Raw genomic sequence first — 13,023 nt, forward strand, 5'->3', positions numbered from 1 at the left:
CCGCTCGGCCCGAGCGGATTGGGGTTAATCCTCGGCAATGGCGCGGTCAGGAAAGCAACCTACCAACCCCGCTCAGCCTGAGCTTGTCGAAGGCCCCGAGGCTGGGCGCGAGGTTCCCGTGCTTCGACGGGCTCAGCATGAGCGGTGTAGGGCGAAAGCAGTGCGCTTACCGCCGCACCCCCGCCTTGCCGCCGTCCTGCGCCGCCGACCATGCCAGCCTGCCGCCGATCCACGTTTCCAGCACATGCGTGCCGCGCAGCGCCTGCGGTTCGGCGGTCATCGGGTCTTCGTCCACGAACAGGAAGTCCGCGCGCATGCCCGGCGCGATGCGGCCGAGGCGGTCCTCGGCGAACAGTGAGTAGGCCGCGCCCGTGGTGTAGGCGCCCAGCGCCGCCTCGCGGGTCAGCACTTCCTGCGGCTGCCAGCCGCCGGTGGGCTGGCCGTCCGCACCGGTGCGGCTGATCGCCACCGCGAGGCCCTCGAAGGGATGCGCGGGCTCTACGGGCGTGTCGGAGCCGAAGGCCAGCTTCGCGCCCGTCGCCGCGATCGACTTCCATGCATAGGCGCCCGCCAGCCGCTGCGGGCCGAGGCGCGCCTCGGCCATGACGCGGTCGGAGGCTTCGTGCTGCGGCTGCATGCTGGCGATCACGCCGTTACGGCCGAAGCGCGGGATGTCGGCGGGATCGACCACTTGCGCATGCTCGATGCGCCAGCGGCGGTCGCCCTTGTAGGTCTGCGACAGTTCCTCGATCGAATCGAGCACGGTGGCGTTGGCCTCATCGCCGATGGCGTGGACCGCGACCTGGAAGCCGTCCATCGCCGCGCGGCTCATCAGGTTGCCGAGCTGGGTCTGGCTCATCTGCGGCAGGCCCTTGGTGGCGGCATCGTCGGCATAAGGCGCCTTGAGCCACGCCCCGCGCGAACCCAGCGCGCCGTCGAGGTAGAGCTTCACGCCGTTCATCTTGAGCCGGTCGTCGTCGATCCACGGTGTGGGGCCGGGGCCGCCGATCAGCGTCATCGCTTCGATGCCGCCCGCGTAGGCGACCACGCGCATGCGCAGCTGGTGCTTGTCGGAGGCGCGGCGGAAGGTCTGCCAGTCCTCGATCGAGGTGCCCATGTCCGCCACGGTGGTGACGCCCGCCGCCAGGAACTGCAACTGCGCCTCGCCGAAGGCGGTGTCGGCATCCTCGGGGCGGGGCTTGGGGCGCTTCTTCTCGACGAGCGCGGTGGCGGCGTCGACCAGCACGCCCGCCGGGGCCTTCGACCCCGCGACGCGCAGCACTTCGCCGCCTGCCGGATCGGCGGTGCTGGCGGTCACGCCCGCAGCGGCCAGCGCGGCGGAGTTGGCCCAGCCCGCGTGCCCGTCGATGCGGGTGAGCCAGGCGGGCTTGCCGCCGGTCACCGTGTCGAGTTCGGCGGCGGTCGGCATGCGGTCCAGCCCCCAGCTCGCCTGGTTCCAGCCGCCGCCGAGGATCCACGGCGCCTCGGGATGCGCGGCGGTCCATGCGGCGATGCGCGAAAGGGCCTCGTCGAGCGACTTCGCCATCGACAGGTCCAGCGTCATCTTCGCGAAGCCGGTCGCCATGACGTGGCCATGCGCATCGATCATGCCGGGCACGAGGATGCGGCCCTTGCCATCGACCTTGTAGTCCACCTTCTTGGGTCGCTTGTCGCCCTTGTGGAAGACTTGGGCGATCTTGCCCTGCGGGTCGATCAGGAAGCCCTCGAAGCGCTCCACGCCGCCCTTGCCGTCAGGGGTGACGCCCTCGACGTTGTCCACCAGCACATCGGCGACGGCGGGAGTTGCCAGCACCGTACCCGAAAGCAGCGTGGCCGCTGCCGCAATCCATGACTTCACGATTTACCCTTCTGGGGGAGCCGCTTGATGATGGCGCTCGTATCGAGCCGCCCGCCGCCCGTGGCCTGCACGTCGGAGAAGAACTGATCGACCAGCGCCGCCACCGGCAGCGAGACGCCCAGGCCCCGGCCTTCCTCAAGGCTGAGGCCCAGATCCTTGCGCATCCAGTCGATCGCGAGGCCGAAGTCGAATTCGCCCGCGTCCATGGTCTTCCAGCGGTTGTCCATCTGCCAGGACTGCGCGGCGCCGCCCGAGATCGCCTCGTAGACTTTGTCCATGTCGAGGTGCGAGGCCTGCGCGAAGCGCACCGCCTCTGCCAAAGCCGCGACGTTGCCGGCGATGCAGATCTGATTGGCCATCTTGGCGATCTGGCCCGAGCCCGCCTTGCCGACGTGGACGATGCGGCTGGAGTAGCTCTCCATGATCGGCCGTGCGGCTTCGAGCGCATCGTCGCGCCCGCCGCACATCAGGGTGAGGGTGCCGTTCTCCGCGCCGATCTGCGATCCGGTCATCGGCGCGTCGACGCAGTGGATCTTGAGGTCGCGCGCCTCGACCGAGATCTGGCGGGCGATGCGCGCCGAGACGGTGGTGTGGTCGATGAAGGTGCCGCCGCGCTTGAGCATGCGGAACACCCCGTTGGGGCCGAGCACGACGTCGGCAAGGTCGTCGTCGTTGCCGACGCAGGTGATCACCACATCAGCGTCCTGCGCCGCGTGGGCCGGGTTGGCGGCGATGCGGTGAGCGAGGCCGGGGTTGGCGTCGCGCCACTTGCGTGCGCGCTCGGGCGTGCGGTTGTAGATCGTCAGTTCGTGCCCGGCCTGCGCGATGTGCCGCGCGATCGCGCCGCCCATGGTGCCGAGGCCGATCATCGAGACCTTGCGCGGGGGTACGGCCGGGGCGGCGGGGGCTTCGGAGGCGGTCTCTTCGGTCATGGCCCGTTCTTAGCGCCTTTTGGCCAAAAGCAAACCGCCATAGGCACCGTCATGGGCCGACTTTGCTTTCCATCCGTCGCCGTTTCCGGTAGGCGCGCGGGTCTATGGACCAGACTTTGCTCAACACCGCTCCCGCGGGCCTCGAAGACGCCCCGCTGACCGCAGCCGACGTACGCGCGGCGGGGATGCGAATTTCGGGCAAGGTCGTGCGCACGCCGACGCTCTACAGCTCCACGCTGAGCGCGATCACCGGCGCCGACATCTGGCTCAAGTTCGAGAACCTGCAGTTCACCGCCGCCTACAAGGAGCGCGGCGCGCTCAACGCGCTGCTGCTGCTGACCGAGGAGCAGAAGGCGCGCGGCGTCATCGCCGCCTCGGCCGGCAACCACGCGCAGGGCCTGAGCTACCACGGCACCCGCCTTGGCGTGCCCGTCACCATCGTCATGCCCAAGACCACGCCGACGGTGAAGGTCATGCAGACCGAGAGCGTGGGCGGCAAGGTCGTGCTCGAAGGCGAGAGCTTCGACGAGGCCTATGCCCACGCCCGCAAGCTGGAGGGCCAGCTGGGCCTTACGTTCGTCCACCCCTTCGACGACCCGCACGTCGCCGCCGGACAGGGCACCGTCGCGCTGGAAATGCTGGAGGACGTGCCTGACCTCGACACGCTCGTCCTTCCGGTCGGCGGCGGCGGCCTGTCCACCGGCATGGGCACCGTGGCGCGCGACATCAATCCGGGAATCCGCCTGATCGGCGTCGAGGCGCAGCTCTATCCCTCGATGTACAATCTGCTCAAGGGCACCAGCCTGCCGATCGGCGGCGATACCCTGGCCGAAGGCATCGCGGTGATCGCGCCGGGGCTGATGACCTCGAAGGTGCTGCGCTCGCTGCTCGACGAGTTCCTGCTGGTCAGCGAATCGCAGATCGAGAGCGCGCTGGCGCTGCTGCTGCAGATCGAGAAGACGCTGGTGGAAGGCGCGGGCGCATCGGGCCTTGCCGCCGTGATCAACAACCGCGAGCTTTTCGTCGGCCGCAAGGTCGGCCTCGTGCTGTCGGGCGGCAACATCGACACCCGCCTGCTGGCGAACGTGCTGCTGCGCGACCTCGCCCGCTCGGGCCGCCTCGCCCGCCTCAAGATCGGCCTGCAGGATCGCGCCGGCGCGCTGTTCAAGGTCGCCAAGATCTTCCACGAACACAACGTCAACATCATCGAAGTCTTCCACCAGCGCATCTTCACGCACTTGCCCGCCAAGGGTCTCGTCACCGAGATCGAGTGCGAGGCGCGCGACAAGGAGCAGCTGCAGGCGCTGATCGCCGGGTTGCGCCGCGAAGGCTACGAAGTGAAGCTGGTCGAGACCGACTGATTCGAAAGAGGCTGGCCTTGGGCGATATCGAGGTATATCGTTCGAGGTAACGATTACATCGACCCATCGCCCCGAATTGGTACGGCGATGGGCCGATACCGCCAGTCCGGCGCGATTTCACCGCAGACCGGTCGGTTTTTGTGGTTAAAAGACTCGCAAGACGCTGCAGCGCTATGCATATTTGGGAAAGCAGACGGACATAAGGCCGGCCGCAACGCTAGAGGAAGATCCAGTTAGGTGACGGCTCCCGTTCGATTTCCCCGCTTCTTCGTGACGAGCCCGGCTCCGTGCCCGTACCTGCCGGGCCGTAGCGAGCGGAAGGTATTCACCGAACTCAAGGGACCGCACGCCGATTCGTTGAACGATGCGCTGGGTCGCATCGGCTTCCGTCGCAGCCAGACTGTCGCCTATCGCCCCTCCTGCATCGACTGCAACGCCTGCGTCTCGGTGCGCGTGGTCGCCTCCGAATTCCGCGCCTCGCGCACGCAGAAGCGCACGCTGGAGGCGCATTCGGATCTCGTCGCCACCGTCTGCCGCCCCTGGTCCACCAGCGAGCAGTTCGAACTGCTCCAGCGCTATCTCTCGGTTCGTCATCCCGAAGGCGGCATGACGACGATGGACGAGGTCGATTTCGCCGACATGGTGGAGCACACGCCCGTCACCAGCTACGTCATCGAATACCGCGAACCCTCGATCGACGGCGTCGTGCCGGGCCGCCTCGTCGGCGCCTGCCTGACCGACCGCCAGTGCGACGGCCTGTCGATGATCTACTCGTTCTACGATCCCGATAGCGAGCGGCAAGGGCTGGGCAACTACATCATCCTCGACCACATTCGCCGCTCGCAGGACATGGGCCTGGGCTTCGTCTACCTCGGCTATTGGGTTGAGGGTTCGGCCCGCATGCAATACAAGGTGCGTTACCGCCCGATGGAGAAACTCGGCCGCGCCGGGTGGGAACGCATCGACACCGCTGAACACGACCGCCTGATCGCCGCAGCCGTCTCAACCCCCCGTTGCGACGCCGCCGCGACCGGTCCCAAGGACGGGATGCCCTCTGTCACCAAGGGGTGAGGGGCAAGCTGGTCACGCACGGCTGATTGACCACTATTGTCGGGCATATGGTGGGAAACCGGTGGATTCGGAATTTCAGGTATGAATAGATATCTTCCGAAAGCTTCTTCAGAAAATTTTGTTACAAGGAAGCGTCGCGTTGTGATCTGAGGTCTAAGTTATTCAAGACTTGGTAAGTCAGAATGGCCGATAGTTATTTCGATTGTCATCAATTTTTACTGATGGGTCGTTATAATGATTTCATTTTATCATGTTGGTCAGCATAACGATTGAGATTATGCGATTGCAGCATAAAGCCGTTGACTGTTTGGGTATCTCGCTCGATTAGATGTTCAATCGGAAGCAGTGGACCGAGCCGAGCCTTCGCGAGGCAGGGATTTCTGTCTCGAAAGCACATGATTCACGCGGGTGATCTGGATGAAAATTGCCGTCTTCGGCTTAGGCTATGTTGGGTTGTCGAACGCAGTGCTATTGGCGCAGCACAACGAGGTTGTTGCCGTCGACATATCGCCCGAGCGGGTTGAAATGCTCAATGCCCGAAAGTCGCCGATCATAGATGCGGAAATCGAGGATTTTCTTGCGACAAGAAATCTCAATCTCACGGCGACCCTGGACCCTGCGGAAGCCTTGATTGGAGCGGACTACGTCATTGTCGCGACACCGACCAATTACGATGCCGAGACCAACAAGTTCGATACCTCCTCTGTCGAGGTGGTCATTCGTACCGCGATCGCAGAGAGTTCGACCAGCACGATCGTCGTGAAATCGACGATCCCGGTCGGTTTCGTCGATGATGTCCAAGCGAAACTGGGCACCTCGCAAGTCATTTTCAGTCCTGAATTCCTGAGGGAAGGCAGGGCGTTGTACGACAACCTGCACCCTTCGCGCATCATCGTCGGAGAGCGTTCCGAACGCGCGAAGGTTTTCGCGGAACTGCTGCTGGAAGGTGCCGAAAAGAAGGATGTCGACCTGCTTTTCACGAATGCTCGTGAAGCCGAGGCGATCAAGCTATTCGCGAACACGTATCTTGCGATGCGAGTCGCCTTTTTCAACGAACTGGACAGCTATGCCATCGCCGGCGGCATGGACACGCGCCAGATAATCGACGGCGTCGGATTGGATCCGCGTATCGGCAGTCACTACAACAACCCGAGCTTCGGTTACGGCGGTTACTGCCTGCCGAAGGACACCAAGCAGTTGCTGGCGAACTACACCGATGTGCCGCAAAACCTGATACGCGCCATCGTCGATGCCAATCGCACCCGCAAGGATTTCCTGGCCGACCAGATCATCATGAAGAGCCCCCGGAAGGTTGGCGTGTTCCGGCTCGTCATGAAGGCAGGTTCGGACAATTTTCGACAGTCCTCGATCCAGGGGATCATGAAGAGATTGAAGGCGAAGGGCATCGAGGTGGTGATCTACGAGCCGGCGATGGAGGCGGATGAATTCTTCGGTTCCAAGGTGTTGCGGGATCTGTCGACCTTCAAGCAGGATTGCGACGTCATCATCGCCAATCGCATGACAACGACGATTGCGGACGTGGCGGATAAAGTATTCACCCGTGACCTGTTCGGTTCCGACTGATCCTTCTGCCTTCTCGGCGCGAACTGCGTAGGGAGCTTCCGTCTTCGGCTATCAAGTAACGATCCGAAGGCATATGGCGTCTTTTCATTTGATAGACAGGTCATCATCCATGACCTTTTGGCGATGGCAGCGCGGTGCAGCAGTTTCGCGTGACGCAGGCGCAGAGCGAGGCGTCCGTCATTTCGGTATGTGGCCTCGTAGCCAGCGGCAGCGCCAGCCATTCGGCATGAACCAAAGGCTCTAACGGCAGCGGCTTGAGGTTCGGAACATCGACTTCATCGAACAGCTGACGGCGCGCCTTGCCAAACTGGCACAGCGCTCGTCGGTCATTGCGATCGGCAAGGCTCTCGGCAATCGCTGCATTGAGCTAGGCGAGGCTGTGGAAGATTCGGTTGCGCAATCGGCCCAAAAGCCAGGGCTCGACGATACCGGCGCAGGCCTCGAGCTTGGCTTTGTCTCGCAGCTTGCGCGGCGGCTTCGGCAAGATCGCCGTACCGTAATCGCGAGCCTATCGGTGCAACTGTGGTTCACCTGGCGATCAAAGTGATAGGCCTTGATCACCGCCACCTTGGCATTGTCGGGCACCAGCAGCTGGGGAACGCCGCCGAAGAAAGCGAAGGCGGCATTTCTGCCTGTGATCCAGTCGGAGAACCGCTCGGTCCATGTCGCGAGGGCAAACGACAGGCTCGATCGTCCATCACGGCGACGAAAATGTGGGCACCGCGGGGCTCACCGGTCCGTCGATCCACCACGATCGGCACCGTACCGCCAGCGCAATCGAGGAACAGCTTCTCGCCGCCGGCATGGCTTTGGCGCATGACCAGCGGCAGGCGGCCAGCGTCGGAACAGATCGCAGAAGCGGCTGTAACGATAACCGTCCGGATGCTCGGCACGGTACTCTTCCCAGAGCACCTGCAGGTTCACGTGTTTGCACTTCAGTTCGCGCGTTACCACCGGCCAATCCGGCTCGGGCAGCTTACGCCGCCCAGGTTTGGCGCCCAAGGCGCCATACAGGCCTCCCTCCAGATTTATGTCGCCAATCTTGGACGGACCCGGCGACTCCAATCCCGAGCGCTCGAAGCGCACGACCATGTCGCGCACTGTGGGCCGAGTAAGGCCGGTCAGCCGGGCGATCTTGCGCATCGGGACACGAGCCTCCCGATGCATTCTCACTACTTCGCGCACATGGCGCATCTTCGGCCTCCTCGTCGGCATCTCCATCCTCCGGCTTCTACGCCGATAGGATGAACCCAACGATCGGGCTTCTCACTCCCTCCCGGGTGGCCGGGCTGACCTCGGAATCCGCAGCCCTCCTGTTACGAAGGGGGCGGCCTGCCTATCTCTAGGCACAACCGGCACCCGTGATGCCGTCATGGTGCATTGTCGCCGGGCTTTCAGATCAGATGGATTCGCTCGTGGCGCCTGCGTTAACGTGCTTTCTTTGCCTGATTGAGCGCCGCTGCCGCGCGCAACAGTGTCGAGAGAGCGGCCTCGTCGATTGTCGCACCCTCATAAATGTCGATGGCGCGGCGCACGTTGCCGTCGAGGCTGGCGTTGAACAGGCCCGCCGGGTCGGGCACCGAGGCGCCCTTGGCGAACGTCAGCTTCACCGCCGCCTTGTAGGTCTCCCCGGTGCAGACGATGCCGCCGCCCGCGTACCACGTGGGCACGCCGCGCCATTTCCATTCCTCGACCACCTCGGGTAGCGCGGCGTGGACGACGGCCCGCACTCTTGCTAGCGCCTCCCCGCGCCAGTCGCCGAGTTCGGCAATGCGTTCGTCGATCAACTGAGCGGGGGTTTTCGTGTCGGTCATGCTGTCCCGTAGAGTTTCGCTTCATCCGCGCGCCGGTTCTTGAGGCCGGTCATCGGCTTGCCGTCGTTGTAGATCCACTTGCCGAACTGGGCCTGTGCCCCGGCGAAGTCACCCGCCTTGTGCAACTTGCCCAGCGTCGAACTCGTAATCTTGCCGGTGTTGTAATGAAACGAGACGAGCGCGTCGAACTGGTTCTGCGAGGTCGCGGCCGAACCGATGAAGGCGGCCACTTCCTTCACGTAATCGACCATGTCGACGTCGAAACGCGCATCGCACTGCGCCTGCGTCCAGACGACGCCTTTCCTGACGTCCGGGCCGGTCGAGCCCCAGCCGATCGTCCAGGGCTTGCCGTCGACGCTGCCGGGGTCGGGATAGGCTGCGAAGGTGCCGTCCGCGAGGCGCCTGGCGCAGCCCTCCCACTTCTTGATGAGCTTGGCCCCGGCGGCGCCCAGCACGCGCCCGGTCGCCGCAGCGGGGCTTGCGGGGGCTGCGACCGGCTCGGGGGCGAGGCTTGCGGTCAACGCGCCGGTGGAAAGGTCGATCGCCTTGTCCAGCGCGTTGACTTCGGCCTGTGTGAACGAACGGTCCAGCATCTTGCGGACGGCATCAAAGATCGGCTTGCGATTCATGTACGTGCCCTTTCGCTACAGACGGCGCACGCAGTATCGCGTGCAGAACAACTACACTTCGTGCGCCCGAATACGTGTGAATACGGAAATCATACCGCCAGATACGGCCCCATCTCTTGCGGGGTGCGCATGAGGTACATCCACGCCGGTGTTGTAGGAAAGCGGATTCTTGAGGAGGAGCGGCGCTATCCGGAATTGTCATCGAGCCCGAACGCGAAAGGGGCGCCCGGATTGCTCCGGACGCCCCCTCTCGGCGAACTGCCAAACTGGCGAATATCGCCAGCGCTGATCGGATGGATCAGGCGCTGTAGTACATGTCGAACTCGACGGCCGACGGCGTGGTTTCCCAGCGCAGCACTTCGGGCCACTTGAGTTCGAGGTAGGCTTCGATCTGGTCCTCGGTGAACACGCCGCCTTCGAGAAGGAAGGCGTGGTCGGCCGCGAGGGCGTCCAGAGCTTCACGCAGCGAACCGCAGACGGTCGGCACTTCGGCGAGTTCGGCCGGCGGCAGATCGTACAGGTTCTTGTCCATGGCTTCGCCCGGGTGGATCTTGTTCTTGATGCCGTCGAGGCCGGCCATCAGGAGCGAAGCGTAGCACAGGTAGGGGTTGGCCATCGCGTCGGGGAAGCGGAATTCCACGCGCTTCGCCTTGGTGCCCGCACCGTAGGGGATGCGGCACGAGGCCGAACGGTTGCGCGCCGAGTAGGCGAGCAGAACCGGTGCTTCGTAACCCGGGACCAGGCGCTTGTAGCTGTTGGTGGTCGGGTTGGTGAAGGCGTTGAGGGCCTTGGCGTGCTTGATGACGCCGCCGATGAAGTACAGGCAGGTCTCCGACAGGCCGGCGTAGCCGTTGCCGGCGAAGGTGTTCTCACCCTCGTTCCAGATCGAGATATGCGTGTGCATGCCCGATCCGTTGTCCTTCATGATCGGCTTGGGCATGAACGTTGCGGTCTTGCCGTAAGCCTGTGCGACCATGTGCACGACGTACTTGTAGATCTGCATGCGGTCGGCGGTGGTGACCAGCTTGCCGAAGGTCAGGCCGAGTTCGTGCTGGGCAGCCGCCACTTCGTGGTGGTGCTTGTCGCAGGGCAGGCCCATTTCGAGCATGGTGGTGACCATCTCGGCGCGGATGTCCACGGCCGAGTCGACCGGGGCGACCGGGAAGTAGCCACCCTTGGCACGCGGGCGGTGGCCCAGGTTGCCGGTGTCGTATTCCTTGTTGGTGTTGCCCGGCAGTTCGATGTCGTCGATCTTGAAGCCGTTGCCGTCGTAGCCGTCGTAGAACTTCACGTCGTCGAACATGAAGAACTCGGCCTCGGGGCCGACGAACACGGTGTCGCCGAACCCGGCCGACTTGACGAACGATTCCGCACGCTTCGCGGTCGAGCGCGGGTCGCGGGCATAGAGTTCACCGGTCGAGGGCTCGACGATGTCGCAGAACAGGATCAGCATCGGGGTGGCCGAGAACGGATCGGTGTAGACCGCGTCGAGGTCGGGCTTGAGGATCATGTCCGACTCGTTGATGGCCTTCCAGCCCTCGATCGACGAACCGTCGAACATCAGGCCGTCTTCCAGCTCATCCTCGCCGAGGACGGTCGAAACCATGGTCAGGTGCTGCCACTTGCCCTTGGGGTCCGTGAAGCGAAGATCGACCCACTCGATCTCCTCGTCCTTGATCTTCTTGAGGACGTCCTTTGCACTAGCCATTTTCTTGGTTCTCCAGCGTTACTCTTCCGATCCCGAAAGAGGATAGGGTTGTTCGTGTTGCGGGAATGCGACGGCCCCCACCATCGCAGCCCGATCCTGTGTAATTACAGCGCGTCGTCGTCGCGTTCGCCGGTGCGGATGCGCACGGCGGTCTCGACGGGGACGACGAAGATCTTGCCGTCGCCGATGCGGCCGGTCTGCGCGGCGTCGGCGATCGCCTCCACCACGCGCTCGGCCAGAGCGTCGGGCACGACGACCTCGAGCTTAACCTTAGGGAGGAAATCCACGACGTATTCGGCGCCGCGGTAGAGTTCGGTGTGGCCCTTCTGGCGCCCAAAGCCCTTGGCTTCGGTGACGGTGATACCCGAGACGCCGACTTCGTGCAGCGCTTCCTTCACTTCGTCGAGCTTGAACGGCTTGATGATGGCTTCGATTTTCTTCACGCCTGCCTGGACCCCTGCACTTGCACCCGGACTGTATCTTGAGGGAACCGGTCCGGGAACCAGAAGCCTCGCGCGCGATTCCCATCAAGAATCGTGCCAATGCGGTGGCGCTACTGATAGGCCGAGTGTGCGCCTGCGAAAAGACCGCATTTGGGCGATTTACCCGGTCAGTAAACAATCTGTCGCATATGATGCGTCGGATTTGGGAAATGTTGTGTTCAATTTTCAGGCAATGGGTGCCTGAAAATTGTGCATGAAGTTGTGTGCGTAGGGGCGGACCCTCCCATTGGTCCATGATGGCTAGCGAAGCAAAGACCCCCGGGGCAGCATATGCTGCCCCGGGGGTCTTTGCTTCGCTAGCCATGACGAATTTGACGGGTTAGAGCCGCAGGCCCGCCGTCTCGTCGAGACCGGCCATGATGTTGAGGTTCTGCACCGCAGCGCCGCTCGCGCCCTTGCCGAGGTTGTCGAGGATCGCGACGAGGCGCGCCTGCGAGCCGTCCTTGGCGCCCAGAACGCGCAGGGTGAGGGTGTCGACGGGCTCCATCGAGGCGCGCAGCAGCAGTTCGTCGGGCTGGTCGGTCTCCACCTTCACGACTTTGCTGCCGGCGTAGAACTCGGCCAGAGCGGCGCGCAGGGCGTCGGGCGATCCGGCTTGCGGCATCATCGAGAGGTGCAGCGGCACTTCGACGAGCATGCCGCGATGAGCGGGCACCACGGCGGGGGCGAAGATCGGATCGTGGCCGATGCCGGTCTGTGCCTTCATCTCGGGCACGTGCTTGTGGCCGAGGGCCAGGCCGTAGGCGCGGAAGGCGATGTCGGTGTCGTCCTCGAAGCGCGCGATCAGCGCCTTGCCGCCGCCCGAATAGCCCGACACGGCGTGACACACGTAGGGCCAGTCGGCAGGCAGCAGTCCAGCACGCACCAGCGGGGCGACCAAGGCGATGAAGCCGGTGGGATAGCAGCCCGGATTGCTGACGAAGCGGGCCTGCGCGACCGTGTCGTGGCCGACGATCTCGGGAAAGCCGTAAGTCCAGCCTGCCGCGACGCGGTGGGCGGAGGAGGCGTCGATCACGCGGGTACGCGCGTTGGCGATCATGCCGACGGCGGCCTTGGCGGCATCGTCGGGCAGGCACAGGATCACGACGTCCGCGTCGTTCAGCGCCTCGGCCCGCGCGGCGTCATCCTTGCGGCGATCATCGCTGAGCGTGATCAGCGAGAACTCGCTGCGCCCGGCGAGCCGGTCGGCGATTTCGAGGCCGGTGGTGCCTGCCGCACCGTCGATGAAGACGCTGGTGGTCATGCCGCTTCCAGATCCGAGAGAGCTACGTAGCCGACCGCGCCGTCCTCGCCCAACTGGCCCCAGGACCACTTGCCGGCGATATCCAGCACGTTGAAGGTTTCCCCCGCAGGCAGGTCGGCGATGACTTCCGCATCGTCGCGGCCGAAGACGCGCAGGATCGCGCCGGACTTGAGCGCGCGCGGCATCGGCACGGCATAGTGCGGCACGAAGTAGCGGCCCGCCAGCTTGATGTGGGCAAGGTCGCCGCGCACGGGCAGGCAGCCGGGATCGGCGCTCACGCTGGGGCCGGTCATGGCCAGCATTTTCTGGGACCCCATGCC

12 protein-coding genes are annotated in these 13,023 nt (G+C 64.2%); 3 read left to right on the forward strand and 9 right to left on the reverse strand.

Annotated features, from left to right (window positions below; genetic code table 11):
* Positions 1 to 166 precede the first annotated feature (166 nt).
* Both PKE80_RS01315 and PKE80_RS01320 read right to left on the reverse strand, forming a co-directional pair.
* Entirely contained in the window at positions 167 to 1,858 is a 1,692-nt protein-coding gene (locus PKE80_RS01315) for an amidohydrolase (RefSeq protein WP_271180943.1), read from the reverse strand.
* Complete coding sequence (locus tag PKE80_RS01320) at positions 1,855 to 2,790, reverse strand: NAD(P)-dependent oxidoreductase (RefSeq protein WP_069708942.1); 936 nt, start codon at positions 2,788 to 2,790, stop codon at positions 1,855 to 1,857. Before PKE80_RS01320 ends, PKE80_RS01315 begins: the two co-directional genes overlap by 4 nt.
* Positions 2,791 to 2,894: 104 nt before the next feature.
* Between PKE80_RS01320 and PKE80_RS01325 the strand changes: the two genes are divergently transcribed.
* The 3 genes from PKE80_RS01325 (at position 2,895) to PKE80_RS01335 (ending at position 6,806) form a co-directional block, all read left to right on the forward strand.
* Positions 2,895 to 4,151 carry a threonine ammonia-lyase gene (locus PKE80_RS01325; protein ID WP_271180944.1) on the forward strand — a complete coding sequence of 419 codons (1,257 nt, stop codon included), beginning with the start codon at positions 2,895 to 2,897 and terminating at the stop codon, positions 4,149 to 4,151.
* A 237-nt stretch (positions 4,152 to 4,388) separates the two neighbouring features.
* A complete protein-coding gene (locus PKE80_RS01330; protein WP_271180945.1) occupies positions 4,389 to 5,222 on the forward strand; it encodes an arginyltransferase in 834 nt (277 codons plus the stop codon).
* Positions 5,223 to 5,639: 417 nt separating this feature from the next.
* The gene (locus PKE80_RS01335; protein ID WP_271180946.1) at positions 5,640 to 6,806 is read left to right on the forward strand and encodes a nucleotide sugar dehydrogenase; all 1,167 of its coding nucleotides are present in this window, start codon (positions 5,640 to 5,642) and stop codon (positions 6,804 to 6,806) included.
* Between the two features lie 729 nt (positions 6,807 to 7,535).
* On the opposite strand, the gene PKE80_RS01340 is transcribed toward PKE80_RS01335, so the two are convergent.
* From PKE80_RS01340 to PKE80_RS01370, 7 genes are all read right to left on the reverse strand, one after another.
* The gene (locus PKE80_RS01340; protein WP_373877732.1) at positions 7,536 to 7,949 is read right to left on the reverse strand and encodes a hypothetical protein; all 414 of its coding nucleotides are present in this window, start codon (positions 7,947 to 7,949) and stop codon (positions 7,536 to 7,538) included.
* 284 nt (positions 7,950 to 8,233) lie between these two features.
* The gene (locus PKE80_RS01345) at positions 8,234 to 8,620 is read right to left on the reverse strand and encodes a DUF1801 domain-containing protein (protein WP_271180948.1); all 387 of its coding nucleotides are present in this window, start codon (positions 8,618 to 8,620) and stop codon (positions 8,234 to 8,236) included.
* Complete coding sequence (locus tag PKE80_RS01350; RefSeq protein WP_271180949.1) at positions 8,617 to 9,249, reverse strand: lysozyme; 633 nt, start codon at positions 9,247 to 9,249, stop codon at positions 8,617 to 8,619. Before PKE80_RS01350 ends, PKE80_RS01345 begins: the two co-directional genes overlap by 4 nt.
* Before the next feature lie 298 nt (positions 9,250 to 9,547).
* Positions 9,548 to 10,957: a type I glutamate--ammonia ligase gene (glnA, locus tag PKE80_RS01355; RefSeq protein ID WP_271180950.1), complete on the reverse strand. Its 1,410-nt coding sequence runs from the start codon at positions 10,955 to 10,957 to the stop codon at positions 9,548 to 9,550.
* A gap of 104 nt (positions 10,958 to 11,061) precedes the next feature.
* The gene (locus PKE80_RS01360) at positions 11,062 to 11,400 is read right to left on the reverse strand and encodes a P-II family nitrogen regulator (RefSeq protein ID WP_008832116.1); all 339 of its coding nucleotides are present in this window, start codon (positions 11,398 to 11,400) and stop codon (positions 11,062 to 11,064) included.
* A gap of 379 nt (positions 11,401 to 11,779) precedes the next feature.
* Positions 11,780 to 12,703 carry an N-acetyl-gamma-glutamyl-phosphate reductase gene (gene argC / locus PKE80_RS01365; RefSeq protein ID WP_271180951.1) on the reverse strand — a complete coding sequence of 308 codons (924 nt, stop codon included), beginning with the start codon at positions 12,701 to 12,703 and terminating at the stop codon, positions 11,780 to 11,782.
* The gene (locus PKE80_RS01370; RefSeq protein WP_036525990.1) at positions 12,700 to 13,005 is read right to left on the reverse strand and encodes an SH3 domain-containing protein; all 306 of its coding nucleotides are present in this window, start codon (positions 13,003 to 13,005) and stop codon (positions 12,700 to 12,702) included. The genes argC and PKE80_RS01370 overlap by 4 nt, the downstream gene beginning before the upstream one ends.
* Positions 13,006 to 13,023: the final 18 nt, after the last annotated feature.

It is taken from the genome of Novosphingobium resinovorum, assembly GCF_027922145.1.
Taxonomy (GTDB): domain Bacteria; phylum Pseudomonadota; class Alphaproteobacteria; order Sphingomonadales; family Sphingomonadaceae; genus Novosphingobium; species Novosphingobium resinovorum.

Excerpts from the sequence above, each read along its gene's own strand:
- PKE80_RS01320 (WP_069708942.1), bottom strand. The coding sequence starts at position 2,790 with ATGACCGAAGAGACCGCCTCCGAAGCCCCCGCCGCCCCGGCCGTACCC.
- PKE80_RS01325 (WP_271180944.1), top strand. The coding sequence starts at position 2,895 with ATGGACCAGACTTTGCTCAACACCGCTCCCGCGGGCCTCGAAGACGCC.
- PKE80_RS01335 (WP_271180946.1), top strand. The coding sequence starts at position 5,640 with ATGAAAATTGCCGTCTTCGGCTTAGGCTATGTTGGGTTGTCGAACGCA.
- PKE80_RS01340 (WP_373877732.1), bottom strand. The coding sequence starts at position 7,949 with ATGCGCAAGATCGCCCGGCTGACCGGCCTTACTCGGCCCACAGTGCGC.
- PKE80_RS01345 (WP_271180948.1), bottom strand. The coding sequence starts at position 8,620 with ATGACCGACACGAAAACCCCCGCTCAGTTGATCGACGAACGCATTGCC.
- PKE80_RS01350 (WP_271180949.1), bottom strand. The coding sequence starts at position 9,249 with ATGAATCGCAAGCCGATCTTTGATGCCGTCCGCAAGATGCTGGACCGT.
- glnA (WP_271180950.1), bottom strand. The coding sequence starts at position 10,957 with ATGGCTAGTGCAAAGGACGTCCTCAAGAAGATCAAGGACGAGGAGATC.
- argC (WP_271180951.1), bottom strand. The coding sequence starts at position 12,703 with ATGACCACCAGCGTCTTCATCGACGGTGCGGCAGGCACCACCGGCCTC.
- PKE80_RS01370 (WP_036525990.1), bottom strand. The coding sequence starts at position 13,005 with ATGCTGGCCATGACCGGCCCCAGCGTGAGCGCCGATCCCGGCTGCCTG.